The sequence below is a fragment of the Methanofollis liminatans DSM 4140 genome (assembly GCF_000275865.1).
In the GTDB taxonomy this organism is placed as follows: Archaea; Halobacteriota; Methanomicrobia; order Methanomicrobiales; family Methanofollaceae; genus Methanofollis; species Methanofollis liminatans.
The window spans coordinates 1,141,628-1,168,034 of the sequence record NZ_CM001555.1 but is presented as its reverse complement, the minus strand read 5'-3'; the positions used below and the strand labels follow the sequence as shown (position 1 = coordinate 1,168,034).

Genomic DNA, 26,407 nt, shown 5'->3' with positions numbered 1-26,407 from the left:
TCAGTCACATTTCTGTTTCGGCGTGCCTGAGGCCATCGCCGTGCCGTACCATCCAATCGCCCGCCCGGTCAGGGGAGCGGACCGCATGGTGGAGGGAAAAAAGAGGTCTTCGCCCTTTCACGCAGGCGACACCTTCGCACCGACCTGACGATCAACGGCCTTCCCCCCTGCCCGCCGGGGGTTGCACCCCCGGACCCCCGCGCGAGGATTGCCCTGGACATGCGAGGGGGGAAGGACGGAGCACCGGTCAATGAAAAATAATGGATGGTCATGCCGGCGTGGTTTGCCTGTCCTCGTCCCAATCGCAACCGGCGGGGGGACCGGGGGGCAGCAGGCCCCCCGGAAGGGGCTACTCGCTTTTCCAGAACCCTCACGTTCTCGATACGAAGAGACGATAGAACGAATAGCGAAGGTCACCTCTGCCCGGGGGTTGCACCCCCTGGACCCCCCCGCACACGATTGCCCTGGCCATGCGAAGGGGGGCCGGGCGGAGCACCGGTCGATGAAAATTGAGGGGTGGGCATGCCGGCGTGGGCTGCCCGTCCCTGCCCCTATCGCAACCGGCGGGGGGACCGGGGGGCGGCAGGCCCCCCGGCAGGGGGCTCTTCGATTTTCCAGAACCCTCACGTTCTCGATACGAAGAGACGATAGAACGGATTTTGAAGTCCGCCTCTGGCCGGGGGTTGCACCCCCGGACCCCCGCATGCGATTGCCCCGGAGACGAGGGAGCGGTCGGACTGGAGAGGCGTTCATCCATCATTCGCTCAATCGCAGATCTTTGAAGCAGTCGGCCACCCAGCACCACCACTCTCTTCAACCGTCTGCTCACGCGAAGGCGTGAAAATCCCCCACACCTTCGTGCCAGCGTGAGACACACCCACCATCCCGATTCGTCCAGGCAGAATCAAACGACGACCCGCACATAAGGAGACCCGAAAAAGAGAGCGCCGCCCCTCATCCAAGGGGATAGCGGAGGAGCGCCGCGATCCCGCCGAGGGCGTTGAGCCGGTCCCCGGGCTCGAACGCCGAGCTGAAGACGACGACCCGCGCGTTGATCCGCTCGGCCTCTTCGAGGAGGCGGGCGACACCGGGGTCCCGGATCAGGGCGTCGGAGACGAGCACCTCCTCTGCAGCGCCATAATCGATCGCCTTTCTCACCTCGGCCTTCCCGTAGGCCACCGCCCCTCCGGTCCCGATCCGTTTGAGCACCTCGTCCATCCGGGTCACCTCACGGGCGAGCTGGAGGTCGCCGACAAGCCGTTCGAGCACGCCCTGCCCGATCACCTCCTGCACCGCCCCGCGGCCGATCCGCCGCGTCTCGACGGTGACGACCCGCTCGCCGAGGTCGGGATTCTTCGCCTTCAGGAACCTGACAAAGTCGTCCTTGACAAAACCCGGGCCGGCCACCACGACCGGACCGGTCACGTCCCTGAGGGTGGCCAGGGCGTCTGAGAAGAACGCCGCTTTTCCATCGATCTCCGCACCCTTCCCGCTCCCGGCGGTGATGGTCACCACCCGCTCGGGGCCGTACTGCCTGATCCTGAAGAGCTCGCCCTCCCCCTCCTCGATCGTGAGCACATGGACGACATTGTGGAGGGAGGCCCCGACCGCTCGCTCGACCCGTTCGAGGTCGATGCCGCGCCAGTGCCTGACGACCGAGATCTCATAGCCGGGCTCGACATTGAGGGTGTGGTACGAAGAGACGTCCACCCCCGACTCGATCACCCCGCCGACCCTGAGGCGGTTCGCATAGGGATGGAACTCCACCCGCTCCACCCTGATCCCGAGGCGGACCGGCCGCTTCTCGGCCTTTTCAGGGCGGAGTTTGTCGGTCGCCGTATCGACGGTCCGCAGGGTCGTAGCAAAGACGAGGTTGCCGGGGGTGATCAGGTGTTCCAGGTGCCAGAGATCGTCGAGGGACTCAGGAAAGAGCCGGATCTCGCCGTACGGCCCCTTGAGTTCACCGTATTCAGCCTTCATGCTCGCCCACGATGTCAGACTCGCCGGGCGGGACGAAGGCGGCGATCGCCTCGGTGTTCAGCCCCGCCTTCATCTTCTTCCAGGTATCCTCACCGACCTGCTCCCTGAAGATGCGGCCGATCTTTTTCGCGACGTCGTTGGGGCCGAAGGTGCCGGGCATGAGTTCGACGAGGTGATCGGTATGGGCCCTGACCGCCGCGGCCGGGCCGCCGATGACCGTCACATCGGGCTTCAACTGCACCCCGATCGCCACGCCGAGCGGGACGTCCCTGACGTACTGCCGCTCGCCCCTGACGATAAACGCACCCCTGGAAACGTACTCGCCCGACTCCGGCGTCTTGCTCACCTGGTCGGGACGGGCGATATAGACGTCGGCGGCGAAGTGCCCGGCCTTCCAGGCATTCGAGTACGAGGCGGCAAAGCAGGCCACCTCGTCCTCGAGGTGTTCGGTCGGCCCCTTGACGATGACCACCGAACCGCCGTGGACATCGGCGTGGACAAAGGTGTCCTTCCCCTCCATGTAGCGCTTGACCAGTTCCTCGTTCTGGGAGGCGTCCCGTCCGCCGAGCACCAGGGTGCCGTCGGTGGTGTAGAACCACCTGAACCGGTGGAACCACTTCTTCTTCAGGAGGTGGAGCGTCTCCTTCGGTTTCTCTTTTTGTTTCGGCACGCCGCGCTCCATCGCCGCGAGCGCCCCTTCCTTCTTCTTCCTGAACTTCTTGATCTGGTCGTAGTAGCGCTCGACGTTCGCCTCCACGCTCTCGTGGACATGGATCGTCACCTGCATCCCGACGTCGACATCGACGGCGGCATCGGCCGGATGAACCGAGACCACCGCTTTCGCTGCCGGAAGATCGCTCGACTTGAGGATTTTTTCGATCTCCTGCCAGGACATACTCCGGCTTGCCCGTTGGAGGGTGGTGATGACCTCCTGCACGAGGGGGTAGTTCGTATAGATCGCCTCGACGGCCTTCTCAGCCCTGGCGATCTTGCTCTCGAACTTTTTGATCGCGGTCTCCTGCTGAAGCCGGATGACCTCCTCGCGGGTGAGTTTCGGCCTCTTCTCCTCCTCTTTTGTGACCGAGGCCGGCACCTCGGGATAGAACGACTCAAGTGCGGCGTTGTAGGTATCGAACGCCTGCTGCACCGTGCCGAGGCCGCGGACAGGCCAGCACCCGCTCTCCGTCACCACCGGTTCGGGATGCGTCTCCACATCCCGGATCAGCCCCTGAAACGCTGCATAGACCGCACCTGCGTCGGCCGAAGAGGCAGGGATATCCTTATCGACGCCGGCTCTGCTGCAGACGAGCTCCGCATAGGTGCCGCCGAGCAGGCAGCCGACGGCGAGCGTCCTGACCAGGTCGCGCTCAGAAGCGGCAAGCATGCCTGCAAACGCCCCTTCGTCCATCTCGCTGCAGTCCGCACCCTCCGGGAGGAGATAGGCCTCGCCCGGGATCACCGCCCGGTCCTTGAAGCGGTGGTGCCAGAGCGGCTTGAGGATCACGCCGCCCTCGTCGAGAAGGACGGCGTTTCCTTCGTCAAAGAGTTCGATCACCAGCCTCAATACGCCTGTTTTCTTTCCGATATCGATATAGAATATTCGCTGGAGGCCGTACTGGCCGATCGCCCTGACCCGCCCGCCCTCCAGGTGCTTCCGCAGGAACATCGCATATCCCAGGGGCGTTTTCGGGGATTCGGGAAGGGATCGGACAAGGTGCGCTCTCCTCCCCGTCTCGATCAGAAACTGGTGCTTCACCCCTCCTTCGCCGTTGAGCCTGATGCCGAGCGTTTTTGTATCGTACTGGTAGATCTTTCCGATCCAGAGGGGGAGGTGGCCGCAGAGTTCTGTTACCATCGCCCTGACGTCAATCCCGCTCATCCCCTGTTTGTTTGCCATTGATTATACCAAATTAAATATGGCTCAAGCACTAAAAATACTCCACTGATGCATGATGAGCGAGGAGGAGCACGTACAGATCGAACCTGACGCACCTAAAGAGAAGGGTGTAAAGAATCAGGCACAGAAACGGACCGAGCATATAGAGCGCATACACCGGACTCTTGTGGCATGTTTTATGGGTATCGCCGCAGGAATGCTCTCATATTATCTCTCGGGTGCCGTGGACCCTGCAACAGGGATGCAGCAGAACCAGATCATCGGCGTCCTCTTCCTGATGGCCGCGGTCGTCTTCCAGAAGCACATCTTCATGCTCATGAAGATCGATTATACCGAACTCGGGGGAAAAGACTGGTTTTATCAGTCGTTCATGACCTTCGCCTTCTGGTTAATCGCGTGGGCCGTCATGCTCACCACATCATCGGTGTGATCAGTCATGCGTATTGCCGTCGTTCACAAAGACAACTGTCATTCAAAGAAGTGCGGGACCGAGTGTATTCTCTACTGTCCGAGGGTGCGGAGCGGCGACGAGACCATCGCCCTCGGCGAGGACGAAAAGGCGGTAATATCCGAGGAACTCTGTGTGGGGTGCGGGATCTGCGTTAAAAAGTGTCCCTTCGGCGCGATCGACATCGTGAACCTTCCCGAAGAACTCGAACAGCCAACGCACCGCTACGGCGTGAACGGGTTTGCCCTGTATGGTCTGCCCATACCGGTCGAGGGAAAGGTCACCGGCATTCTCGGCCCGAACGGTATCGGCAAGTCCACGTCCATCCAGATCCTATCAGGGCAGATGCGGCCGAACCTGGGCATTTTTGAGAGCACGGTCTCATGGGATGAGATATTCAAACAGTTCGCCGGGACAGAACTCTTCGATTACCTCAAGCACATCTCGGGCAAAGAGATCAAAGTGGCGCTCAAGCCCCAGTATATCACCTACATCCCGAAGGCGTTCTCAGGCACGGTGAGGGACCTCCTCTCGAAGACAGACGAGCGCTGGGCGCTGGACCACCTGGTCGACGAACTCGCCCTCGGATCCATCCTGGACCGCGACATCAAGAACCTCAGCGGGGGCGAGCTGCAGCGGGTGGCGGTCGCCGCCTGCCTTGCCCGCGACGCCGATTTCTATTTCCTCGACGAGATCACGCCATACCTGGACATCTACCAGAGAATGGCGGCAGCAAACCTCATCAGGGAGGTGGCCGAGCACCGTCCGGTGGTGATCGTGGAGCACGACCTCGCCATCCTGGACATGCTCGCCGACACCGTGCACGTCGCCTATGGCCGGCCCGCCGTGTTCGGCGTGATTACCGGGCCTAAGGGCGTGCGGGTCGGGATCAACGATTATCTCGAAGGCTACCTCCCGGAGGAGAATGTTCGTTTCCGGGATTACGCCGTCGTCTTCGAGAAACGTGCGCATACCAAAGAAGCCGTCAGGGAAGAACTCTTCACCTTCCCCCAGATGTCGAAGACCTACGACCGCTTCAGGCTCTCGGTCAGGGGAGGGGAGATCAAAAAAGGCGAGGTGCTTGGCCTGGTCGGCCCGAACGGCATCGGCAAGTCCACCTTTGCAAAACTCCTTGCCGGCGTCGAGGAGCCGGACGGCGGGCCGCTTGCGGAGAAGGTCACGATCTCGTACAAACCGCAATACGTCAGCGCCGATTCGTCCGACACCGTCGAGTTCATGCTGCGGCGGATCACCAGACGCTTCGACTCGTCGTACTACCAGCACGAGGTGATCGAGCCCCTCGCCCTCGGCCCGATCCTCCAGTCGCCGGTCGACACCCTCTCGGGCGGCGAACTGCAGCGGGTGGCGATCGCCGCCTGCCTCTCCCGCGACGCCGACCTCTATATCATCGACGAACCGAGCGCCCACCTCGACGTGGAGCAGCGGATGAACCTGGTGCGGGTGCTCAAGCACCATGCCGAGGGGAAAGAGTGCGGCGTCCTGGTCATCGACCACGACATCTACCTCATCGACATGATCTCCGAGCGGATCGTGGTCTTCGATGGCGAACCCGGCGTGACCGGCGAGGCGAAAGGGCCGTTCTCGATGCGAGACGGCATGAACCTCTTCCTCTCCGGCCTCGGCGTCACCTTCAGGCGTGACAAGAGCGGGCGGCCGCGGATCAACAAGCCGGAGTCCTTCCTGGACCGAGACCAGCGCTCGAAGGGCGAATATTACTATGCCGGGGCCGAGGAATAACCCCGCACTTTTTTCCTGCTCTTCTGCGTGAGCGTGCATGATGCCGTCGTCTGGCGCTGCTCAGGGAAATAGAGACGAAGGTCTGACGCGATAGGCTGAAGATTCGGCTCTTCGCGTCATAGCATGATGGCCGGGAGAGCAGGTGCGCCTCTGCCGGGGGGCCGGCTGCCAACCGGTCCCCCGCCGATTGCGATTGGGGCAGGGACAGGAAAGCCACGTCAGCCTTGACCCTCTGGATTTTATCATCGCCAGATGCTCCGCCCGGCCCCTCCTCGCATGTCCGGGGCAATCCGCCCCAACGGGGTGCAACCCCCGGGCAGAGGCGACCTTCGCAATTCGTTCTCTCGTCTCTTCGCATCGAGAACCTGAAGGTTCTGGAAAAGCGAGTAGCCCTTGCCGGGGGGCCTGCCGCCCCCCCCCGGTCCCCTTACCGAGTGCGATTGGGGCAGGGACGGGCAGCCCACGCCGGCATGCCCATCCATCATGTTTCATCGACCGATACTCCGCCCGGCCCCCCTTCGCATGGCCAGGGCAATCGTGTGCAGGGGTTTGGGGAGTGCAACCCCCGGAGAACACCCAGCAGAACATGGTTGATTCCGGACGCGATGAATGACCTGAGCGATTGGATCAGGATGGGGCCCACTCACGTGAAAGGACAAAGAACCGATAGTGTCGGTGGAGCCTGAATGAGCATCAGGCAAAAAGAGTATTGGAAAAAACTTCCACACTGAACTTAGAAGTCGAGTTTCCTCTTGCCGAGGGCCTCGATGTACTGAACCTCGGCTCCGGCCACCATCGTGGCGATCTTGTCCTCGGGAACCTCAATCTCGAACATCGTGAAGTCCTTGACGTCCATCAACTGGGCGACGTTCCCGGCGATCGAGATGACCTGCGCCATCTTACGCTCGACAACCGGCACATAGACCTTGGTCGAGACGGGCTGAACGATCGAACGCTTCTGGCCGTCGAAGATCCCGACCACATCGATACGGGCCTTTGCGGCACCGTGCTTGCCCGGCTTGGAGGTGGCAATCGTGAGGATCTTGCAGGGTTCGTCATCGACCACAACATAGCGGCCTTCCTTTAATTTTCCAGTCTCAGTCTGTTCCTTCATTGAGTTCACGCTCGCAGTAGTAATTTATCTTTATGGCAATAGATAAATACAACGCAAAGGCGGATTCATGGACTTCATCAAATGGTGCGGAGACCTTGCCGATCAGGTCGGGGAAACGGTGAAAGATCTTGTCGACAGCCCTGAGGGTGCACAATATATCAGGATGGGCGCAGACGGGACGCCGACCGAACGGATCGACCAGGCTGCAGAGGAGTGCGTGGTGGCGGCGCTGCGCGAGAACCCGTTCTGCAGCCGTCTTATCTCCGAGGAACTCGGGATCGTTGATATCGGCGGGGAGAAAGGCACCGTGTACCTCGACCCGATCGACGGCACCTACAACGCAGTCCACGGCATACCGTTCTATACAATCTCGATCGCCTACGGCGAGGACGGCACCCTCCAGCAGGGTTTTGTCCGGGACCTCTGCAACGGGGAGACGTTTTCGGCCGTGCGGGGCAGGGGCGCATACCTGGACGGCCGTCCGATCAGGGTCTCGAAGACCGCACTCCTCGAGGAGAGCGCGCTCTCGATCTACGGGCGGAAGTTCGATCCCTCGACGGTGCTCCCCCTCGGAGAGAAGGTCCGGCGCTGGCGCCTGCTCGGCGCCTCCTCCCTTGAACTCGCCTATGTGGCCTGCGGAAGACTGGACGGCTTTGTCGATACCAGGAACACCCTCCGCGTCATCGACGCCGCGGCCGGCATCGTGCTCTGCGAGGCCGCAGGGGGAAAAGTGAGCGGAGTCGACGGCCTGCCGGTGAAATTCTCCGACGACGTGCGCACCGGTCGCTGCCTGATCGCGACGAACGCCGTCCTCCATACAAAGATCATCGAATACCTGAGGTGAAAAAGAGATGAAGGTGCTCCTGATGTCGCGGATCGATACCCCTGAGGTGCTCGCCTACGCCGACGAGATCAGGCACCTTCTCCTCTCCCTCGGCTACACCGTCGCCCTCGAAGAAGGGACCGCAGACGTCCTCGGCGAGAGAGGCGAAGCCCTCGGCGAGACCGACGCCGGGATCGTCGTCGCCGTCGGGGGCGACGGTACGGTCCTCCTCGCCGTCCAGATGATGAAGCGCCAGATCCCGGTGATCGGGATCAACCGGGGACACGTCGGATTTCTCGCCGATCTCGAAGACCGTGAAGTGCCGGCATTTTTCATGAATCTTCACGAAGGGATGCGCCTCGATCGGCGGATGCGCATCTCGCTCTTCCATGAAGGGGAACACCTCGGCGAGGCCCTCAACGAGGCGGTGATCGTCACCGCCCGCCCGGCGAAGATGCTCAGGTTCACGATCATCATCGACGGCATCGAGGTCGAAGAGTTCAGGGCCGACGGGCTGATCATCGCCACGCCGACCGGTTCTACGGCCTATGCGATGAGCGGCGGCGGACCGATCGTCGACCCGAAGTTCGACGGATTTCTGCTGGTGCCCCTCGCCCCCTATATGCTCTCCTCGCGCCCACACCTCATCGACAGCGGGAGGAACCTGAAGATCAGGCTCGAAAGCACAAAGCCGGCCCAGATCGTCCTCGACGGAAGAGGGGATCTCACGCTTGGCAGCGGGGCGGAGATCTCGGTGCGGAGATCAGACGCCCCTGCCGTTTTTGTCGACGCCGGCAAGAATTTTTTCCTTAAAGTGCGGGAAAAACTCCACAACCTCTGATCCGGTGCATCAAACCACAGTTTTATCTCATCTGCAGGAGAGCATACAGGATTGGAGGAATCGAAAATGAGTGATATCAGAACCGCAATTGATTATGCAGGAATATCAGAGACGCTGAAGCACTATCTCGGTCTCTCGGGCTCGCCGGTAGCGGTCAAGTTCGCGCAGGCAAAAGAGCAGATCCCGGAAGGCATGGAAGAACTCGCCGAGGCCACCCGGCACTGCCAGATGGTCAGCTGGGCGAGAAAGGACGGGCGAATATTCTATGCAACCGCCGATAAGCATGCCTGCCAGGGCGGAGCCTGGGCGCTCGGCCTCAAGGAGATCACGCCGAGCCTGAAAAGCGGCGAGTTCTACTATAAACTCGGCAAGTTCGACACCTGGGCCGGGTGCAAGCGCACCATCGACCGCGTCCCGCACGTCGAGTCCGGAACCACCTATGCGACGATGTATGCACCGCTGGAGAAGACGCCCTTCACCCCGACGGTCGTCCTGATCGTCACCACGCCGCGGGCGATGCTCAAACTCGCGCAGAGCGTGCTGTACAAACTCGGCGGGAGGATCGAGGCGAATTTCGCCGGGATCCAGTCGGTCTGTGCCGACACCACCGCACAGACTTACCTGAACGGCCGTGTGAACTTCTCGCTCGGCTGCGACGGATCGCGCAAGTTCTCAGGGATTGCCGAAGAAGAGATGGTCATGGGCATCCCGGTGGAACTCCTCCCTGAGATCGCCGAAGCGATCAAGGTCGTCACCTCGGCACCGGGTTCGGTCTGAACTCTATCCTTTTTTGACTTCTTCGAGCACCGCCCGGCATGCCGCCGGGATCGCCGCCCGCACCTCCGGGCTCATCTCCTGCGAAAACACCTCGATCTCTCCCCCTTCGATCCCGACGACGACGATCTCTGCAGTAATGCCGGTGGCGCGGGCGACGGCGATCGTCTCGGCGATCCCGAGGTCGTGGAGGGACATGGGAAAGAGCGAGGACGGCGGCACCTCGTGAAAGACCCGCACCTCGCCGATCTCCCCCATGCCGGTGGTGGCGTCCACGATGACGATCCGGTCGCACCCCTCCATCAGGGGGATCAGCCCGAACCCGCCGAGACCGCCATCGACGATATCGATCTCCGGGTGGTCCTCGATCAGCCGCGCCATCACGGCAGGACCGATGCCGTCGTTGCCCATATAGGGGTTCCCGCATGCAATGACACGGACTTTCATGGAAAAAAGATGTCTTTCGGGGTATTATGCCTTGCCGGAGGGTCGAGGTCGGAATATATAGAACTCTATTTCCCCGGCAACGGGGCGCACTGGTCTTCCCCACGCTGCCCGCCGGGAGGGGTGCACCTCCAGACCCCTGCACATGATCGGACCAGGAAAGCAGCACAGGAGCCAGAATGAGTTACTCCCATCTTCCCCAATCACACTTGGCGGGGGTACCGGGGGGGGCAGCCAGCCCCCCGGCAGAGGCTGCTCGATTTCCCGTACCCGCACACAACGCCCACCCCGCGCCGGGGGTTGCACCCCCCAAACCCCTGCACACGATTGCCCTGGCCATGCGAAGGGGGGCCGGGCGGAATATCAGTCGTATGAAACATGAACCAATCGCAATCGGCGGGGGGACCGGGGGGCGGCAGGCCCCCCGGCAATGGCTGCTCGATTTCCCGTACCCGCACACAACGCCCGCCCCGCGCCGGGGGTTGCACCCCCCAAACCCCTGCACACGATTGCCCTGGCCATGCGAAGGGGGGCCGGGCGGAGTATCGGTCGATGAAACATGATGGACGGGCATGCCGGCGTGGGCTGCCCGTCCCCGCGCCGATCGCAGATCTTTGGGGCGGCTAGCCCCCGGCACGAGCACATGGATCAACCAATTTTCGTCCAGAAATATTCCAGGTGCTGCAACTCGCGTAAAAATCCCTTGATATCGGGCCGGGGGATGGAAATTCCCCCCGCCACATGGTTCAAAAACAAAAAAGGTTATGCGTTGCCGATCCAGGCATCGACCTGGTCCTGGTGCCCGTCGATCCACCGCTTCGCGGCGTCGTCCACCGGGGTCCCGTTCTCGATCTCGAGCATCACCGACGCCATATCGTCAGTGGTCCAGTGGAAGCGCTCCAGGATCGCATAGGCCTCAGGCTTATCCTGCTCCAGACCCGTGCGGGCGAGCGTGGCGATGTACTCCTCGCCGCCGTACACTCCCTTCGGGTCGTCGAGGTACTTCAGGTCCCAGCGGGCGAACATCCAGTGCGGCGTCCATCCAGTGACCACAACCCACTTCTCCTCATTGATCGCCTTGCGCAGGGCCGAGGCCATGCCGGCGCTCGAGCTGTAGGTGAGTTCGTAATCGAGACCGTAGTCGGCGATCGCCGTCTCGGTGGCGGACATGATGCCGGCACCGGGCTCGATGCCGACGATCGTCCCGTCGAACTGCTCCTTCGCGTCGTTGAGATCCTCGATCGAGTCGATGGTCACATAGGCCGGGACGACCAGACCGATCTTCGCCCCTTCAAGGTTCTTCCCGACCATCACGATCGAGTCGCCGTAGGTCTCCATGTAGGTCTTGTGGGTGGCCGGCAGCCATGACGAGACCGTGCAGTCGAAGTCGCCGGCAGCAAGTCCCTGGTAGAGCGGTGCAGCATCGACGGCGGTGATCTCCACCGTGTAGCCTGCCTTCTCGAAGGTCTGCTTGAGCACGTTCGTGCTCGCGATCTCGGAGTCCCAGAGGACATAGCCGATGCTGATCGATGTATCCTCAGACGTGGCCGCGCCACCGTCCGACCCGGTGCATCCCGCCGTCATGACAAGACACACCGCGACTATCCCTAAAACAATGATTCCCGATACATTTTTTTGTTTCATATCAATACTCCATTTTTCTGGTTACTCTCTTCGCCCGGCGGTGAGGCTCTGGGTCAGGCGGTCCAGGATGATCGCCAGGATCACGATCGCAAGCCCGGCTTCAAAACCGGTGCCGATGTCGAGACGCTGGATCCCTTCGAGCACCTTGTAGCCAAGCCCCCGCGCACCGATCATGGCGGCAATGACCACCATCGAGAGGGCCATCATGATGCACTGGTTCACCCCGGCCATGATCGTCGGCATGGCGAGGGGGAGCTGTACTTTGATGAGTTTCTGCCGTTCGGTCGTCCCGAACGCCTCGGCAAGTTCGATCAGGTCGCGGGGCACCTGCAGGATGCCGAGCGCCGTGAGCCTGATCACCGGCGGCATCGCAAACACGACCGTGGCAATCATGCCAGGGACATTGCCCAGGCCGAAGAAGATGACCGCCGGGATCAGGTAGACAAACGCCGGCATCGTCTGCATCAGGTCCAGGACCGGCTTGAGCGCCCGGTTCACCAGATCCGAGCGCGCCGCCATGATCCCGGTCGGGATCCCGATGAGCAGGGCCAGGACCGTCGAGGCGATCACGAGGGCCAGCGTCTCCATCGAGAGGTCCCAGAGATTCAGGTCCCAGACGAGCAGCAGCCCGAGGGCCGAACCGACGGCGAGATGCGTGTTCCGGCGGCTGATAAACCAGACCAGGAGGGCAGCAACGACGATGAAGACCGGCGCGGGCAGGACGAGCAGGGCGTCCCTGAGGAGGGAGATGACAAAACCGAGGGCACCGCTGATCCCGTTCAGGAGCCAGCCAAACGTCCCCTCGATCCAGGAGACGAGCACCTCCACGGCATCGCCGATGGGGACCTTCGGGAGGTTCATGTACTCTCCTCCTCGTCTGGCGCACCCGAGATCGCCAGGGCACCAAGGAGCGAACCCCTGATGATGACGCCCCTGAGGCGGTTGCAGGCATCGACCACCGCAACCGGGTACTGGCTGGTGGCCACCGTCCCGATCAGGTCGCGCACCGGGGTATCGGGCGCCGCCACCGGGGTCCCGGTGATGAGGATCTCTGCAAGGCTCTTCTTCTCCTTCGCCGCCTTCACGGCGTCTTCCACGACAATCAGCCCCTTCAGTGTTTTTCCCTTTCCGACCGCAAAGATCGAGGAGATGCCATGCTCCTCCATCAGTTTGAGCGCGACCCGCGGCCCTGACTCGATCCAGACCGTAGGTTCGGGGGGTTTCATGACGCCCTCGGCCGTGAGCACCCTGGTCATATCGACACCGGCGACGAACTGCGCCACATACGCGTCTGCCGGGGCGGTCAGGATCTCCTCCGGAGTGCCGACCTGAATGATCCGGCCATCCTTCATCAGAGCGATCCGATTCCCGAGCTTCAGGGCCTCGTCAAGGTCGTGGGTCACAAAGACGATCGTCTTGTTCAGGGCGTTCTGGAGGTCGAGGAGTTCGTCCTGCATCCCGGCCCTGATGATCGGGTCGAGGGCGCTGAACGCCTCGTCCATGAGCAGGATATCGGGATCGCTCGCAAGGGCGCGGGCGAGGCCGACGCGCTGCTTCATCCCGCCGGAGAGCTGGTCGGGCATGCTCTCCTCATAGCCGGAGAGCCCAACCATCTCGAGGGTCTGCCGCGCTTTCTCCAGCCGCTCGCTCTCCGGGATCTCCTGGACCTCCAGCCCGAAGGCGACATTCTCGACCACGCTCCGGTGCGGCAGGAGGGCAAAGTTCTGGAAGACCATGCCGAGTTTTTTCCGCCTGATCTCGCGGAGCGCCGCCTCGTCCAGGGAGGCGATATCGATCCCGTCGAGCAGGATCTTCCCTGAGGTCGGCGGGATCAGGCGGTTGAGGCACCGGAGAAGGGTGGACTTGCCCGAGCCCGAGAGTCCCATGATCACGAAGATCTCGCCCTCGAGGATCTCGAGGTCGATCGCCTGGAGACCGACGGTCTGGCCGGTTTTTTCCAGAATTTCTTCTTTTGAGCGGCCCATTTCAAGAAGAGAGAGGGCCGCTTTCGGGCGCTTGCCAAAAATTTTATACAGAGAGTTGATAACGAGTTTCGGTTTTTGTATTTCCTGATCCATGAACGCCTCCGCTGAGGGCTGATCGAGGGGTCCCAAGACAGGACGACAACACTGTCGACGATGCAGGTGCACTGCCAAACCCCGTTCGAATCAGAGGGACACCCGTTTCGGGTGGCCATAAACAAGACAATTCTTGCATTCGGACGGTAAGCAGGGACCACTTAACCTGATATACCTGATCGTATGCGGCCACATCATAAATATATTATACCTTTGATACACCCGGGGAAGGTTTGCCGTCAGCGGTCGGTCTCTGACGCCCCAGCACGATAAAAGGCTTATCTTGCCGGCGTGAGAATACTACACAGGTGGTTTGTTGCAGGTTTCCATGAAGATCGAGGTGAAGGACGCCCCGGGTCAGCTGGTGGCGGCCCTCAAGCCGATATCAGAAGCTGGCGGAAACATCATTGCGGTCATCCATGAGTGGGATCCGACCCTCCGCCCCAAGACCAGGATCGTCCAGGTCGTCCTCGACCTTCCCGAGGACCGGATCGACGGCCTTGTGGAGAGCCTCACTTCCAGGGGCGTCTCCATCCTCAGGATGGGCGAAGAGCGGCTTTTGATGAAGCGGAGCGTCATCATGATCGGACACCTGATGCACACCGACCTCTCCGACACCGTGGACCAGATCGACTGCACCGGTTTTGCCGAGGTGGTCGAGATCCATATGACCATGCCGGGGATCGCCCAGCGTTCCTCTGCCCTGCTGACCGTCTCTGCAACAAATGCAGCGCACATGGAGACGGCGATGGAGATCCTCAGGGCAGTGGCGAAGAAGAAAGATCTGCTCCTCGTCGAACCGATGGAGGAGAGCATATGAAAGTAGCAATTCTCGGGCTCGGATCGGTCGGAAGAGGTGTCGTCTCGATGCTCGCGAAAAAGGACCTGGGCATCGTCGTCACCGGGATCGCCGATTCCAGGGGAGGCGTCATGGACCAGGCCGGCATCGATATCCAGGCGGTGCTGGAGCAGAAGACGAAGACGGGCTGTTGCGGCGATCCCACTATTCGGGGGGAGGAGATCGTCAGAAATGGCGACTACGACGTCCTGGTCGAGGTGACGCCGACTGATATCAGGACCGGCGAGCCCGCCCTCACCTCGATCAGGACGGCCCTCTCGAGGGGGAAACACGTCGTCACCTCGAACAAAGGGCCGCTTGCCCTCCACTACACCGAACTGATGCACCTTGCCGCGGAGAACGGCGTCCAGCTCCGCTATGAGGCGACGGTTTGCGGAGCGATCCCGATCATCCAGACGCTCCAGCATGGCCTTGCCGGCAACGAGGTACTCGCCGTATATGGCATCCTCAACGGGACCTGCAACTATATTCTCACCAGAATGGCGGACGAAGGGCTCACCTACGATCAGGCCCTTGCCGAGGCGCGAGAGATGGGCTATGCCGAGGCCGACCCGACTTTCGACGTAAAAGGGATCGATACCGCCCTCAAACTGGTCATCCTTGCAAATACTATCTGGAAAAACGGCATCACCCTCAGGGACGTCGAATGTACCGGCATCGACCTCCTGACCGCCGAGGCCCTCACCCTGGCCGGGAGCCAGAACTGCACCATCCGCCTCATCGGCGAGGTGATCCCCGGGAGAAAACTGCTCCGCGTCTCCCCGCGCATCCTGCCGAAAAAACATCCCCTCGTCGTCAGGGACACCCTGAACGCCGTGACCGTCGTCACCGACATGGCCGGGGCGATCACGCAGGTCGGGAAAGGTGCAGGCTCGGTCGAGACAGCGAGCGCCGTGATCGGGGACCTCCTCTTCATCAGGGATTGCCATGTCGAGGGTGATTGAGCGGCGGCGCGAGATCCTCGCTGAGATGCGAAGGGCGACCATCGATAAGGGATATTTCACGATCCCGGAGATCGCGGAGCGCTGCTATCTGCCGCGGAGCACCCTTCAGGACTGGGTGACCCGCCTCCTCGACGAGGGGTGCATCCTCCAGAAAGAGGAGCGGCACGGCCGGCACCCGGCGACCTTTGCGGCGCGGTCGGTCCTGCCGGTCTCGGCGTGCCGGCGGATCTTCACGACGGTCGACGGCGACCGCGTCGAATGCTATCACGAGTGCCTGAGCAGCGGGTGCGCCGCCTTCTGCGAATATCATCACAAACGCGCCGGCGGGGCGCTCGTCCACGTCCAGCGCGACGGCACGCTCCTGCGGGAATGCGGCGTGCTGACCGAAAGCGAGGTGGAGATCGGGCTCTCGCCGAAACCGGCCGCAGGGATCGCGGCCATCAGGAGAGAAGGGGACGAGATCGTCCAGACGATCCGGTGCATCGGCGGTCCGGCCTACTCCCTCACCGACCAGATGGCCGAGGCCGAAGGCGTCTGTTCGGTGACAGCGCACAAGACCGACGGGATCATCGAGGGCGAGGTACGGACCCGCGCCCTGGTGCACATCGGGATCGGAATCGACGACACCGACTCCCCGGAGGGGGGGGCGACCTTCGCCCTCGCCCTCGCCCTCCTGCAGCACCTCAGCACCGGCGAGGGGATTATTCCGATCGGTCACCGGGTGGCGATGCTCAAGCCAGATCTTCCCGAGCGGACGACCGGGAACTCGTGCAGTTATATCGAGTTCGCCGCCGAACCCGATTCCTTATCTGAGATCGAGGAGAGGGCGCAGCGCTTCGTCTCCTCGGAGGCACTCTCTCCGGAATGGGGGATCGCCGTCAGGCAGGGCTTCAGGATCCTGCCCGAGTTGAGCGCCTACGGGATCAGGGCGCGCAGCGAGGCCGTCAGCGAGGAAGAGGCGCGTGCGGTCGCCGCGGAGAGCGGTGTCCACCTCTTCGGGGGCCGCGGCGTGATCGGCGCCCTTGCGGCGGTGGCGCTCAGGGGCATGCCAAACCGCGTCCTCCTCGATCCCTATGCGAAGGTCGAGAGGGGCGCCTCATGAGAGGGCGATGCCGGGGACGACCCGGGGCGGTTTGATCCCCTGGCGGGCGTACTCCGCCCATGCCCGTCCGGTCACATCCGACATAAATTGAAACTCGAACCTGAGGTCGGTGACATAGCCCTTCGCCCGGAGGCGGAGGTACCAGGGGAAATCCTCGACCAGGATCGTGTACGGGTGCTCTTCTGAGATATAGACATATTTTGAGGTGATGAGGGCGTCCCTGAGGATATCGCCTGCCCGAACAGGATCGCTCTCCGTGTCGATAAAGAGGTCAATGACGACCATCATCGCCAGGCTTCCTGCATTTGCGCTGGAAACGGCGCTCGATAAGATCAGGAAGTTGGGGAGAGAGACCTGACTGTCGTCAGGGGTGATGACCCGCGTCGACCTGATCCCGATATCGACCACCTCGCCATACGTATCGCCGACGGCGATCTTGTCCCCGATCTGGAAGGGCCTCTCGAACGTGATGACAAGAGCGCCCATGATATCGGCAAAAAAGTCCTTGAGGCCGAAACCGACGCCGGCGCCGAAGAAGCCCGCAAAGGCGACGAGTTCAGAGAGGGAGGGCTCCACGAAGGCGGTCACAAGGAGATACGTGGCGACGGCGTAGACGACCACCTTTGTCAGAGGGATCAGGGTGTCGACGGCGATCCTGTACTGCCCGCTCCGTTCGGAGAGGCGGGTGAGGAGATAGGCGGCGATCCAGACGATGAGGTAGGCGGCGAGGAGGACATAGACCACGTAGAGGACGGTCGCAGGGTCGATCTCTTTGAGCGGGAGGACACTGGTTTCGGCCATCTACCACACCATCCGCATTTTTCTCAGATAGTCGGTCACCGCTCCGAGGGCGCCGGGCAGGACGGAGATGCCCTGGCGGCCCTCGCCGATGATGCCAAGCGATTTCAGCCTGAACAGGGAGGGCGCCGGGTCGATATCGGGCTCCAGAACCCGCGCGAGATCGCTCCAGCCGATCCGCTCCATAGAAAGGACGACGAGAAGGACGAAAGACTCGTCAACCGTCAGTTTGAGATCGGGCTTATTCTCCTGGATGGTGCTGACCCTGACCTCGTCTTTATCCACACAGTTCGACCAGACCGCCCGGGCCACCCCGATGTTGCCGCGGGCGATCCGGGCAAGTCGCTCGAAGACCAGGTCCTCCACCGCCACCTTTTCCTCCCTCCTTCCCGATAGGCGGACCCGCAGGGGGGCGAGGTTGATATCGGGCCAGGGAACGGCGGTTTTGCCGCCGCCGAACGGGAGCGTGATCTCTTTTTCTCCCAGGGAGAGGAGGACAGGTGTCCTTGAGGGAGCGTCCTCCACGAACCTGATCTCGCGGGTATAGCCCGAGAGTATGGTCTTCTTTATCGCTCCGGCGCCGAGGCGGGGGAGGGCGATTTGCACCGGGAAACAGGCGCCGATCGAGCGCGCCTGCACGAGATAGTTCCAGGCATGGACGTTCCAGGTGGTGATCAGCATCCGGTCGGTGCGGGCGGCAAAGGCGAGGAATGCGTCGAGATTCTCGAACCCCCCGATCCGCCTGAGGAAGAGGTTCTGGCAGTCGCCGAGGACGATGATCTCCGGGCCCCGGCGGAGGTCGTCGAGAAAACCCGTGTCGTGCGTCACCGAGTAGAGGGGCATGAAGGCGATGCGGTCGCTGTACTGCGGGACCAGCGCCTGCACGAACGGGGTCCTTCCAGCGAGATATTCGGAGACGACGGCGACGTGCGCGGGCTCTGCTGGAGAGAATAAAGCGATCGCCTCTTCGAGGCGCGCTTGTTCCTCAGGAAAGAGCGCAGCGTCCCCGGCGTCCATGGATAATCCCTGGTGGAGCGGGTAATACATGAACATATCCCTTCGCGGCGGGTTTTATTTCCCCGCCCCCTTCAGGTAGCGCTGCCGCCGCTTCAGGAGCAGGGCCGCCACCACCACGACGAAGATGGCGTACAGGATCCCCCTGACCGCGGGGTTGACGAGGTCGCTCCCGATGAGCGTGGCATGGACGATGGCGAGGGCGAGGGCAGCGTACATGAGCATGTGAAAAGGCCGCCATACGGCGGGGTACCGGTTCCTGAGAACGGCCGCAGCCACCGCGATCAGGATCAGGTAAAACGCAACGCGCCCGCCCAGGGCCAGGAACGCCTGGAGTGAGGAGAAGACCGGGATGAAGACGGAGAGGCTGCCAGCCCGCACTGCCGCCGCCACCGGGTGGAGGAGGATCGCGGTCAGCCCGAAGGCGGCGAAGAGATGGTGGACAATGATGAACGGGCGGCCGAAGACCTGCCGGATCTCCCGGAGAAACGGCGACATGCAGGCAGCGATGGCGAGGGCCACAAAACCGTTGAGGGCGAAGAGGCGGACGGCGAGGGCGAGGGGTGCGCCGCCGCGCAGGACGGCCGCTGTCGAGACGCCGACAAAGAGCGCCGCCATGCAGGCGGCAAGCAGGTAGCCCCTCCGGTCCATTGCAGATCACCCTTCAGGGGGTGTGCCGGCACATCAATCTTTCCCGGGGGCGAGCGCCTCGCGCCAGATGTGAATTTTTTCTTCCAGACTGAGGCGTGCGTGCGCCGGGCTCGTGGACGGGAGGACGACAACGGCTACGCCCGGGAAGTTCCAGAGGCCGGGGTGAACCCGTCGCAGCCAGGTCTCCGCGGCCCGCCCGTTCAGGGCGACGGTCCTGACCGTGGGGTGCTCCCGCAGAAAGCCCGGGATGTCGTTTGCCCTGCCGTCCCTGATGGAGGCGTCGCTGCTCCCCTGCCGCCGGCATCCCCAAAGGACATCCCAGAGGGCGACGCCGCGGGCAGTCAGGGCGGCGGTGCGCTCGCCATAGGGGAGGTGCGCGGGAACGCCAAAGATTGTCGCCATCACCCGCCAGAAGGCATTTCTCGGGTTTGCATAGTACTCGCCGGCCTGCAGAGAGAGGAGACTCGGGTAACTTCCCAGGATCAGTATGGTCGGGGCCTCGCCCGCGACCGGCGAGATCCCGCCGCTCATTTCGCCGGGTACCTCCAGAAGTAGCAGTCCCCCTCTGCCCGGCTTTCGCCCGGCGCAAGGGCAAGGAGGGACGGGTGGGCGTGGACGGCGCAGACCTCTGCGGCACAGCAGCCCATCACCTGTGTCCCGATCGCAGGCGCCCCGCAGACCGCACATTCCTTCTCCCGGTCATCTGCCATATATCAGTCCTGTTGGGCCGCACCTGAATTAAAGATAGGGCGGGACCAGGAGCGTGGTCCACGGTACCGCCGAACGAAAAAATGCCGCCGCCCCTCACAGCCGAACACTTTCATGCCACGGTCCGCAGGCATATTAGGGGCGGCGACAGAGGATCATGCAGGATGAAAAACCTCGTGATCAAAGGTGCCCGGGAGCACAACCTCAGGGACATCACGGTCGAACTCCCGAGGGACAGACTCATCGTCTTCACCGGCGTTTCCGGATCCGGGAAGTCGACCCTCGCCTTCGACACCATCTACGCCGAGGGGCAGCGGCGCTACGTGGAATCGCTCTCAGCCTATGCGAGGCAGTTTCTCGGCCTGATGAAAAAGCCCGACGTCGACTCGATCGAGGGGCTCTCTCCCGCCATCTCCATCGAGCAGAAGACGACCTCGAAGAACCCGCGGAGCACGGTCGGGACAGCCACCGAGATCTACGACTACCTCAGGCTCCTCTACGCCCGCATCGGGGTCCCGTACTGCCCCGAGCACGGCACCCGGATCGAGTCCAGGTCGCCCGAGGCGATCGCCGCCTCGATCGCCGCTTCGTTCTCAGGTCAGGTGACGGTCCTCGCCCCGATCGTCCGCCAGAAGAAGGGGACCTACGGGCAGCTCCTCAAGGATCTGGACGCCGACGGCTACACCCGCGTCCGCCTGGACGGCGCAATCGTCCGGACCGATGAGGAGCACCCCCTCGAACGCTATGTCAAGCACGACATCGAGATCGTCATCGACCGCCTCGACCCGGCCGAGCACTCCCGCCTCGTCGAAGCGGTGGAGGCGGCGCTCGGAAAGTCGGGCGGACTCGTCATCGCCGTCGGCGAGGACGGGCGTGAGCAGACCTGGTCGGCCACGATGGCCTGCCCGGTCTGCGGCCTCTCCTTCGAGGAGCTCCAGCCCAGGATGTTCTCCTTCAACTCGCCCTTCGGCGCCTGCGAGGAGTGCAACGGCCTCGGGATAAAAATGGAGTTCGACCCTGACCTGATCATCCCGGATAAGAGCAAGAGCATCGCCGACGGTGCCGTCGCCCTGTACCGCAACTTCGTCGACGGATACCGGGCGCAGTTCCTGGGCGCCGTCGCCCGCCACTACGGGTTCTCGATCTTGACCCCGATCCGCGACCTCACCCCCGGGCAGTACCATGCCCTGATGTTCGGCTCGACCGAGCGGATCAGGTTCTCGATGGAGTCGAAGGGTGGCGACGCGAGCTGGTCGCACACCGGGACGTGGGAGGGGCTCCTCCCGCAGGCCGACCGCCTCTACCACCAGACCCAGTCCGATTACCGCCGGCAGGAACTCGAGAAGTTCATGCGCGTCTCGCCCTGCCCGAAATGCGGCGGAAAACGGCTGAAGGAGAAGGTGCTTGCCGTGCGGGTCGGCGGGAAGAACATCGTCGAGGTGACCGACCTCCCGGTCTCCAGGGCGATCCGCTTCTTCGCGGACCTCAACCTCACCGAGAAGGAGGCCGGGATCGCCAGGCAGGTGCTCAAGGAGATCAGAGCGCGCCTCGCCTTCCTGGAAGAGGTCGGGCTCGGTTACCTGACGCTCTCGCGGGGCGCCGGCACCCTATCGGGCGGCGAAGCCCAGAGGATCAGGCTCGCCACCCAGATCGGCTCGAACCTCACCGGGGTGCTCTACGTCCTGGACGAGCCCTCCATCGGGCTGCACCAGCGCGACAACCAGCGGCTCATCGAGACGCTCATAAAACTTCGCGACCTCGGCAACACCCTCATCGTCGTCGAGCACGACGAGGAGACGATCAGGGCGGCCGACCACGTAGTGGACATCGGCCCGGGGGCAGGCGTCCACGGGGGGCACGTCGTCGCCGAAGGGACGCCCGACGAGGTGGCGGAGAACCCCGCCTCGATCACCGGGCGCTACCTCTCTGGCGCCCTCTCGATCCCGGTGCCAGAACAGCGGCGGCAGTCAGAGAACTACATCAGGATCACCGGCTGCCGGGAGAACAACCTCAAGGGCATCGACATCGCGATCCCGATCGGGACGTTTGCCGTCGTCACCGGCGTCTCGGGCTCGGGCAAGTCCACCCTGATCTACGACACCCTGTACCAGGCGATGTCCGGGGAGATCTACGGTTCACGGACGACGCCCGGTGCCCACGATACCCTCACCTTCGACACACCGGTGGACAAGGTGATCGTCATCGACCAGAGCCCGATCGGCCGGACGCCCCGCTCGAACCCTGCCACCTACACCAAGGTCTTCGACGAGATCAGGAAGGTCTTCGCCGAGACGAAGGAGGCGAAGGTGCGCGGCTACAAACCGGGCCGGTTCTCCTTCAACGTCAAGGGCGGGCGGTGCGAGGCCTGCCAGGGCGACGGCGTCATCAAGATCGAGATGAACTTCCTCCCCGATGTCTACGTGGAGTGCGACGAGTGCAAGGGGAAACGGTTCAACGCCGAGACGCTCGAGGTGAAATACCGCGGGAAGTCCATCGCCGACGTCCTTGATATGACGGTGGAGGAGGCGAACGACCTCTTCGCCAGCATCCCGTCGATCAGGAGCAAACTCGAGACCCTCTCGCGGGTCGGGCTCGACTACATCAAACTCGGCCAGAGTTCCACCACCCTCTCGGGCGGCGAGGCGCAGCGGATCAAGTTGACGCGCGAACTCGCCAAACGGGCGACCGGGAGGACGGTCTATCTCCTCGACGAACCGACGACCGGCCTCCACTTCCACGACGTGAAAAAGTTGATCGGTGTCCTCGACGACCTGGTGGCGAAGGGGAACACCGTCGTGGTGATCGAGCACAACCTCGATATCATCAAGTCGGCAGACCACATCATCGACCTCGGCCCCGAGGGCGGGGACGCCGGGGGCGAGGTGATCGCCACCGGCACGCCCGAAGAGGTGGCGGCAGTCGAGAAGAGTTACACCGGCCAATTCCTCCGCCCCCTGCTCGAACAGCAGGGAGCGGCGCCGGCAGTACTCGCCTATGCGGTGGCAGACAGCGGCGGCGAGGTGAAAAAACCCATCAAATGATGCGATGATCGACTACTCCGTCTTTCCTGAAGCGCCGGGCTGCTACATCTACCGGGACGCCGCCGGCGCGGTGATCTATGTCGGCAAGGCGAAAAACCTGAAAAAAAGGGTCTCCAGCTACTTCCAGAAGCAGGACCACGACCCAAAGACCCTTCGCCTCATCGCCGTCCTCGCCGCCGCCGACTACATCGTCACCGCCTCAGAAGCCGAGGCCCTGATCCTGGAGAACGCCCTGATCAAACGGCACCAGCCGAAGTACAACATCGACCTGAAGGACTCGAAGAGTTACGCCTACATCCACCTGAGCGCCGGCCCCTACCCGCGGATCGGGATCGCCAGGAAGGCAGGAGGCGGCGGGGAGTTCTTTGGGCCGTTCGTCTCGGCAAAAGAGCGCGACTATGTGCTTTCAGTCGTAAAAAAGAGTTTCGGCCTCCGCTCCTGCCGGCGGATCCCGAAACGGCCCTGCCTGCGGTCGCACCTCGGGACGTGCTCGGCCCCGTGCGCCGGGGCGATCGGCGAGGCTGCCTATGCCGAACGGGTCAGAAGGGCGCGGGCCGTGCTGAAAGGGCAGGCGAAGGAGCTCGCCGCCGCCCTCAGGGAGGAGATGGATGAGCACGCCAGAAACCTCAGGTTCGAACAGGCGCTCGAACTCAGGGACGAGATCGCCGCCATCGAGCACCTCCCGGACCGGCAGCAGATCGTGCGGAGGCCCGAGCACAACGAGGACATCATCACCTATATGGCAAAGGACGGGAACGTCTACCTGATGATCTTCTCCGTGGTGAAGGGGACGCTCGCCGAGAAACAAGAGTTCGTCTTCGAGGTGTCGGACGGATTCTTCGAGGAGTTTCTCGTGCAGTACTACGGCGAGCACGAGCCCCCGAAGGAGGTGGTCCTTCCTGAAGAGGTGGGCGAGGCGGTGGCCGAATATCTCACCGAACGGCGGGGGTCGCGGGTCGCCGTCACCGTCCCGCAGCGCGGCGACAAGAAAAAACTCCTCGACCTGGCGGCGAAGAACATAGAACTCACCTTCTTCGGCGACCGCATGAAGATCGAGGCCCTGCAGCGGGCCCTCCACCTCCCCGAACCCCCCGACGTGATCGAGTGCTTCGACATCTCCCACCTCTCGGGCACCGCCATGGTCGGATCGATGGTGATGTTCAGGGGCGGGAAACCTGACAGGCGGAACTACCGGCGGTTCCGGATCAGGAGCGTGGAGGGCGTCGACGACTTCGCGGCGATCGCCGAGGTGGTCGGCCGCCGGTACAAACGGCTCAAAGAGGAAGGCGGGCCCTACCCCGACCTGGTGATCGTCGACGGCGGGAAGGGGCAGCTCTCGGCGGCTCTGGACGTGCTCAAAGAGATCGACGTGCGGATCCCGGTGATCTCGATCGCAAAGCGCGAGGAGGAGATCTATGTGCCGGGCTTCCCGCACCCGATCCCGGTCGGGCGGGACGAGAAGGCCTCCCTCTTCGTGCAGGAGATCAGGAACGAGGCCCACCGCTTTGCGATCACCTACAACAGGCTCCTGCGCGGGAAGGCGATGACGGCATGACGGCATTTCAATTGAAGGCAGATTTCAAACCGAAGGGCTCCCAGCCCGCGGCGATCAGGGAGCTCGTCGACGGGCTCTCGGCAGGCGAACGCTTCCAGACCCTCCTCGGCGTGACCGGGTCGGGAAAGACGTTCACGGTCGCCAACGTGATCGAGGCGGTCCAGAAACCGACCCTGGTGCTGGCGCACAACAAGACCCTGGCCGCCCAGCTCTACAACGAGTTCGCCGGGTTCTTCCCGGAGAACCGGGTGGAGTACTTCGTCTCGTACTACGATTACTACCAGCCCGAGTCCTACATCCCGGCAAAAGACCAGTACATTGAGAAGGACGCCGCGATCAACCCGAAAATCGAGCAGATGCGCCTCGCCGCCACGGCCTCGGTGCTCTCGCGGCCCGACACCGTCATCGTGGCCTCGGTCTCCTGCATCTACGGCCTGGGGAACCCTGCAAACTTCGAGGGGATGGGCTTTGAGCTGAAGGTCGGCGACCGGATCAGGCGCAACGATCTCCTCGAACGCCTGGTAGAGATCCTGTACCAGCGCAACGACATCGAACTGATGCCCGGGCGTTTCAGGGCGAAGGGCGACACCATCGACCTGATACCCGGGTACTTCAACGACATCATCAGGATCGAACTCTTCGGCGACGAGATCGAGCGGATCACCGAGATCGAAAAACAGAGCGGCCGCCGGAAAGAGACGATGGATTACTTCTACGTATATCCGGCCCGCCACTTCGTCGTCCCTGAGTCGGAGATGAAGCGGGCGATCGCCTCGATCGAGAAAGAGCTCGCCGAGACCCTGCCCGGCCTCGGGATGCTCGAGGCGCACCGTCTCGAGCAGCGCACCCTCTTCGACATCGAGATGATCGAGGAGACCGGGAGCTGCAAGGGGATCGAGAACTACTCCCGCCACTTCGACGGCCGGAATCCCGGCGAGAAGCCCTACTGCCTCCTCGACTACTTCCCTGAGGACTTCCTGATGGTCGTCGACGAGAGCCACCAGTCCCTCCCGCAGGTGCGCGGGATGTACAACGGCGACCGCTCCAGGAAGGAGACCCTCGTGAAGTACGGTTTCAGGCTCCCTTCGGCCTTCGACAACCGCCCGCTGAAGTTTCACGAGTTCGAGGGCTACCTGCGAAACACGCTCTTTATCTCGGCGACGCCGGGCGACTACGAACTCCGCCACTCGGCTCGGGTCGTCGAGCAGATCATCAGGCCGACCGGCCTCGTCGATCCGGTGGTCGAGGTCAGGCCGATCTCGGGGCAGACCGCAGACGTGATCCGGGAGATCAGGGCGACGATCGGGCGGGGCGACCGGGTGCTGGTCACCACCCTCACCAAACGCCTCGCCGAGGAGATGACCGACTACCTGGCAGAGCAGGGGATCAAGACCCGCTACCTCCACTCGGAGATCAACGCCCTGGAGCGGACCGAGATCATCCGCCGCCTCCGCCTGGGGACCTTCGACGTCCTGGTCGGGATCAACCTCCTCAGAGAGGGGCTCGATATCCCCGAGGTCGGGTTCATCGGCATCCTGGACGCCGACAAGGAAGGGTTCCTCAGGGACGCCCGCAGCCTGATCCAGATCATCGGGCGGGCGGCGCGGAACGCCAACGCCCATGTGGTGCTCTACGCCGACACCCTCACCGACTCGATCAGGGCGGCGGTCGCCGAAACCGAACGCCGGCGGCAGATGCAGGTCGCCTACAACGAAGAGCACGGGATCGTCCCGCAGACGATCAGAAAACCGGTGGCGGCGAAAGAGGTGGAGATCACCGATACGAAGCACATCCCGAAGTCCGAGATCCCGAACCTGATCATCGAACTCGAGGCGCAGATGCACGAGGCCGCGGAGGCGCTGGAGTTCGAGCGGGCGATCCAGCTGCGTGACCGGGTCATGAAACTGCGCGGCGAGGCAGAGCGGACCTGAAGA

The 26,407-nt window shown here is 62.8% G+C and carries 24 protein-coding genes; 12 read left to right on the top strand and 12 right to left on the bottom strand.

Translation table 11 applies throughout. The features are described from left to right. Positions 1-22 precede the first annotated feature (22 nt). Complete coding sequence (locus METLI_RS13575) at positions 23-148, top strand: hypothetical protein (RefSeq protein ID WP_281034259.1); 126 nt, start codon at positions 23-25, stop codon at positions 146-148. Between the two features lie 806 nt (positions 149-954). Here METLI_RS13575 and METLI_RS05915 read toward each other — a convergent pair. Continuing rightward, entirely contained in the window at positions 955-1,980 is a 1,026-nt protein-coding gene (locus METLI_RS05915) for an mRNA surveillance protein pelota (RefSeq protein ID WP_004038850.1), read from the bottom strand. Then, positions 1,970-3,877: a ribosome rescue protein RqcH gene (gene rqcH, locus METLI_RS05910; protein WP_004038849.1), complete on the bottom strand. Its 1,908-nt coding sequence runs from the start codon at positions 3,875-3,877 to the stop codon at positions 1,970-1,972. Before rqcH ends, METLI_RS05915 begins: the two co-directional genes overlap by 11 nt. A 52-nt stretch (positions 3,878-3,929) precedes the next feature. Here rqcH and METLI_RS05905 point away from each other — a divergent pair, with 52 nt between their 5' ends. Together METLI_RS05905 and METLI_RS05900 are read left to right on the top strand one after the other, a co-directional pair. Further along, complete coding sequence (locus METLI_RS05905) at positions 3,930-4,307, top strand: EMC6-like membrane protein (protein WP_004038848.1); 378 nt, start codon at positions 3,930-3,932, stop codon at positions 4,305-4,307. A gap of 6 nt (positions 4,308-4,313) precedes the next feature. Then, positions 4,314-6,083: a ribosome biogenesis/translation initiation ATPase RLI gene (locus METLI_RS05900; protein WP_004038847.1), complete on the top strand. Its 1,770-nt coding sequence runs from the start codon at positions 4,314-4,316 to the stop codon at positions 6,081-6,083. A gap of 733 nt (positions 6,084-6,816) precedes the next feature. On the opposite strand, the gene METLI_RS05895 is transcribed toward METLI_RS05900, so the two are convergent. Next, on the bottom strand, positions 6,817-7,197 hold the full coding sequence (locus METLI_RS05895) for a translation initiation factor IF-5A (RefSeq protein WP_004038845.1): 381 nt from the start codon (positions 7,195-7,197) through the stop codon (positions 6,817-6,819). A gap of 67 nt (positions 7,198-7,264) precedes the next feature. Between METLI_RS05895 and METLI_RS05890 the strand changes: the two genes are divergently transcribed. The 3 genes from METLI_RS05890 to METLI_RS05880 all read left to right on the top strand — a co-directional run bounded on the left by METLI_RS05890 (position 7,265) and on the right by METLI_RS05880 (position 9,638). After that, complete coding sequence (locus METLI_RS05890; protein ID WP_004038844.1) at positions 7,265-8,041, top strand: bifunctional fructose-bisphosphatase/inositol-phosphate phosphatase; 777 nt, start codon at positions 7,265-7,267, stop codon at positions 8,039-8,041. 7 nt (positions 8,042-8,048) lie between these two features. Continuing rightward, positions 8,049-8,861: an NAD(+)/NADH kinase gene (locus METLI_RS05885; RefSeq protein ID WP_004038843.1), complete on the top strand. Its 813-nt coding sequence runs from the start codon at positions 8,049-8,051 to the stop codon at positions 8,859-8,861. A 66-nt stretch (positions 8,862-8,927) separates the two neighbouring features. Next, the gene (locus METLI_RS05880) at positions 8,928-9,638 is read left to right on the top strand and encodes a DUF169 domain-containing protein (RefSeq protein WP_004038842.1); all 711 of its coding nucleotides are present in this window, start codon (positions 8,928-8,930) and stop codon (positions 9,636-9,638) included. Between the two features lie 3 nt (positions 9,639-9,641). Here METLI_RS05880 and METLI_RS05875 read toward each other — a convergent pair whose 3' ends face one another. From METLI_RS05875 to METLI_RS05860, 4 genes are all read right to left on the bottom strand, one after another. Beyond that, entirely contained in the window at positions 9,642-10,082 is a 441-nt protein-coding gene (locus METLI_RS05875) for a hydrogenase maturation protease (RefSeq protein WP_004038841.1), read from the bottom strand. A gap of 759 nt (positions 10,083-10,841) precedes the next feature. Beyond that, positions 10,842-11,663 carry a glycine betaine ABC transporter substrate-binding protein gene (locus tag METLI_RS05870; RefSeq protein ID WP_245529413.1) on the bottom strand — a complete coding sequence of 274 codons (822 nt, stop codon included), beginning with the start codon at positions 11,661-11,663 and terminating at the stop codon, positions 10,842-10,844. 81 nt (positions 11,664-11,744) lie between these two features. Further along, a complete protein-coding gene (locus tag METLI_RS05865) occupies positions 11,745-12,584 on the bottom strand; it encodes an ABC transporter permease (RefSeq protein WP_004038839.1) in 840 nt (279 codons plus the stop codon). Beyond that, entirely contained in the window at positions 12,581-13,801 is a 1,221-nt protein-coding gene (locus METLI_RS05860; protein WP_004038838.1) for a quaternary amine ABC transporter ATP-binding protein, read from the bottom strand. Before METLI_RS05860 ends, METLI_RS05865 begins: the two co-directional genes overlap by 4 nt. Positions 13,802-14,129: 328 nt before the next feature. On the opposite strand from METLI_RS05860, the gene METLI_RS05855 reads away from it, so the two are divergent. The 3 genes from METLI_RS05855 to METLI_RS05845 are packed head-to-tail and all read left to right on the top strand — an operon-like array spanning position 14,130 to position 16,706. Then, positions 14,130-14,621 (top strand): hypothetical protein, encoded by a 492-nt coding sequence (locus tag METLI_RS05855; RefSeq protein WP_004038837.1) that lies wholly within the window; start codon positions 14,130-14,132, stop codon positions 14,619-14,621. After that, positions 14,618-15,604 carry a homoserine dehydrogenase gene (locus METLI_RS05850; protein WP_004038836.1) on the top strand — a complete coding sequence of 329 codons (987 nt, stop codon included), beginning with the start codon at positions 14,618-14,620 and terminating at the stop codon, positions 15,602-15,604. Before METLI_RS05855 ends, METLI_RS05850 begins: the two co-directional genes overlap by 4 nt. Continuing rightward, entirely contained in the window at positions 15,588-16,706 is a 1,119-nt protein-coding gene (locus METLI_RS05845) for a hypothetical protein (RefSeq protein WP_004038835.1), read from the top strand. Before METLI_RS05850 ends, METLI_RS05845 begins: the two co-directional genes overlap by 17 nt. Here METLI_RS05845 and METLI_RS05840 read toward each other — a convergent pair. Genes METLI_RS05840 through METLI_RS05820 form a run of 5 tightly spaced genes read right to left on the bottom strand, consistent with a single transcriptional unit; the run spans position 16,701 to position 19,879 of the window. Further along, complete coding sequence (locus METLI_RS05840; RefSeq protein ID WP_004038834.1) at positions 16,701-17,507, bottom strand: mechanosensitive ion channel family protein; 807 nt, start codon at positions 17,505-17,507, stop codon at positions 16,701-16,703. The two genes, METLI_RS05845 and METLI_RS05840, sit on opposite strands and share 6 nt — an antisense overlap. Then, positions 17,508-18,551 carry a hypothetical protein gene (locus METLI_RS05835; protein ID WP_004038833.1) on the bottom strand — a complete coding sequence of 348 codons (1,044 nt, stop codon included), beginning with the start codon at positions 18,549-18,551 and terminating at the stop codon, positions 17,508-17,510. Between the two features lie 24 nt (positions 18,552-18,575). Beyond that, a complete protein-coding gene (locus tag METLI_RS05830) occupies positions 18,576-19,169 on the bottom strand; it encodes a hypothetical protein (protein WP_004038832.1) in 594 nt (197 codons plus the stop codon). Positions 19,170-19,202: 33 nt separating this feature from the next. After that, positions 19,203-19,700, bottom strand: coding sequence for a DNA-deoxyinosine glycosylase (locus tag METLI_RS05825; RefSeq protein WP_004038831.1), 498 nt, complete (start codon positions 19,698-19,700; stop codon positions 19,203-19,205). Then, a complete protein-coding gene (locus tag METLI_RS05820) occupies positions 19,697-19,879 on the bottom strand; it encodes a hypothetical protein (RefSeq protein WP_004038830.1) in 183 nt (60 codons plus the stop codon). Before METLI_RS05820 ends, METLI_RS05825 begins: the two co-directional genes overlap by 4 nt. 162 nt (positions 19,880-20,041) lie before the next feature. Between METLI_RS05820 and uvrA the strand changes: the two genes are divergently transcribed. The 3 genes from uvrA to uvrB are packed head-to-tail and all read left to right on the top strand — an operon-like array spanning position 20,042 to position 26,404. Further along, positions 20,042-22,918, top strand: coding sequence for an excinuclease ABC subunit UvrA (uvrA, locus tag METLI_RS05815; protein ID WP_004038829.1), 2,877 nt, complete (start codon positions 20,042-20,044; stop codon positions 22,916-22,918). Between the two features lie 4 nt (positions 22,919-22,922). Then, complete coding sequence (gene uvrC, locus METLI_RS05810; protein ID WP_004038828.1) at positions 22,923-24,473, top strand: excinuclease ABC subunit UvrC; 1,551 nt, start codon at positions 22,923-22,925, stop codon at positions 24,471-24,473. Continuing rightward, positions 24,470-26,404: an excinuclease ABC subunit UvrB gene (gene uvrB / locus METLI_RS05805; RefSeq protein WP_004038827.1), complete on the top strand. Its 1,935-nt coding sequence runs from the start codon at positions 24,470-24,472 to the stop codon at positions 26,402-26,404. The genes uvrC and uvrB overlap by 4 nt, the downstream gene beginning before the upstream one ends. Positions 26,405-26,407 lie beyond the last annotated feature (3 nt).

Bases quoted from the DNA above. Each gene is read 5' to 3' on its own strand.
- METLI_RS05845 (WP_004038835.1), top strand. From the start codon at position 15,588: ATGTCGAGGGTGATTGAGCGGCGGCGCGAGATCCTCGCTGAGATGCGA.
- METLI_RS05840 (WP_004038834.1), bottom strand. From the start codon at position 17,507: ATGGCCGAAACCAGTGTCCTCCCGCTCAAAGAGATCGACCCTGCGACC.
- METLI_RS05880 (WP_004038842.1), top strand. From the start codon at position 8,928: ATGAGTGATATCAGAACCGCAATTGATTATGCAGGAATATCAGAGACG.
- METLI_RS05870 (WP_245529413.1), bottom strand. From the start codon at position 11,663: ATGACGGCGGGATGCACCGGGTCGGACGGTGGCGCGGCCACGTCTGAG.
- METLI_RS05915 (WP_004038850.1), bottom strand. From the start codon at position 1,980: ATGAAGGCTGAATACGGTGAACTCAAGGGGCCGTACGGCGAGATCCGG.
- uvrC (WP_004038828.1), top strand. From the start codon at position 22,923: ATGATCGACTACTCCGTCTTTCCTGAAGCGCCGGGCTGCTACATCTAC.
- METLI_RS05825 (WP_004038831.1), bottom strand. From the start codon at position 19,700: ATGAGCGGCGGGATCTCGCCGGTCGCGGGCGAGGCCCCGACCATACTG.
- rqcH (WP_004038849.1), bottom strand. From the start codon at position 3,877: ATGGCAAACAAACAGGGGATGAGCGGGATTGACGTCAGGGCGATGGTA.
- METLI_RS05820 (WP_004038830.1), bottom strand. From the start codon at position 19,879: ATGGCAGATGACCGGGAGAAGGAATGTGCGGTCTGCGGGGCGCCTGCG.
- METLI_RS05875 (WP_004038841.1), bottom strand. From the start codon at position 10,082: ATGAAAGTCCGTGTCATTGCATGCGGGAACCCCTATATGGGCAACGAC.
- METLI_RS05855 (WP_004038837.1), top strand. From the start codon at position 14,130: ATGAAGATCGAGGTGAAGGACGCCCCGGGTCAGCTGGTGGCGGCCCTC.
- METLI_RS05850 (WP_004038836.1), top strand. From the start codon at position 14,618: ATGAAAGTAGCAATTCTCGGGCTCGGATCGGTCGGAAGAGGTGTCGTC.
- uvrA (WP_004038829.1), top strand. From the start codon at position 20,042: ATGAAAAACCTCGTGATCAAAGGTGCCCGGGAGCACAACCTCAGGGAC.
- METLI_RS05830 (WP_004038832.1), bottom strand. From the start codon at position 19,169: ATGGACCGGAGGGGCTACCTGCTTGCCGCCTGCATGGCGGCGCTCTTT.
- METLI_RS05860 (WP_004038838.1), bottom strand. From the start codon at position 13,801: ATGGATCAGGAAATACAAAAACCGAAACTCGTTATCAACTCTCTGTAT.
- uvrB (WP_004038827.1), top strand. From the start codon at position 24,470: ATGACGGCATTTCAATTGAAGGCAGATTTCAAACCGAAGGGCTCCCAG.
- METLI_RS05895 (WP_004038845.1), bottom strand. From the start codon at position 7,197: ATGAAGGAACAGACTGAGACTGGAAAATTAAAGGAAGGCCGCTATGTT.
- METLI_RS05835 (WP_004038833.1), bottom strand. From the start codon at position 18,551: ATGTATTACCCGCTCCACCAGGGATTATCCATGGACGCCGGGGACGCT.
- METLI_RS05865 (WP_004038839.1), bottom strand. From the start codon at position 12,584: ATGAACCTCCCGAAGGTCCCCATCGGCGATGCCGTGGAGGTGCTCGTC.
- METLI_RS05900 (WP_004038847.1), top strand. From the start codon at position 4,314: ATGCGTATTGCCGTCGTTCACAAAGACAACTGTCATTCAAAGAAGTGC.
- METLI_RS05885 (WP_004038843.1), top strand. From the start codon at position 8,049: ATGAAGGTGCTCCTGATGTCGCGGATCGATACCCCTGAGGTGCTCGCC.
- METLI_RS05890 (WP_004038844.1), top strand. From the start codon at position 7,265: ATGGACTTCATCAAATGGTGCGGAGACCTTGCCGATCAGGTCGGGGAA.
- METLI_RS05905 (WP_004038848.1), top strand. From the start codon at position 3,930: ATGATGAGCGAGGAGGAGCACGTACAGATCGAACCTGACGCACCTAAA.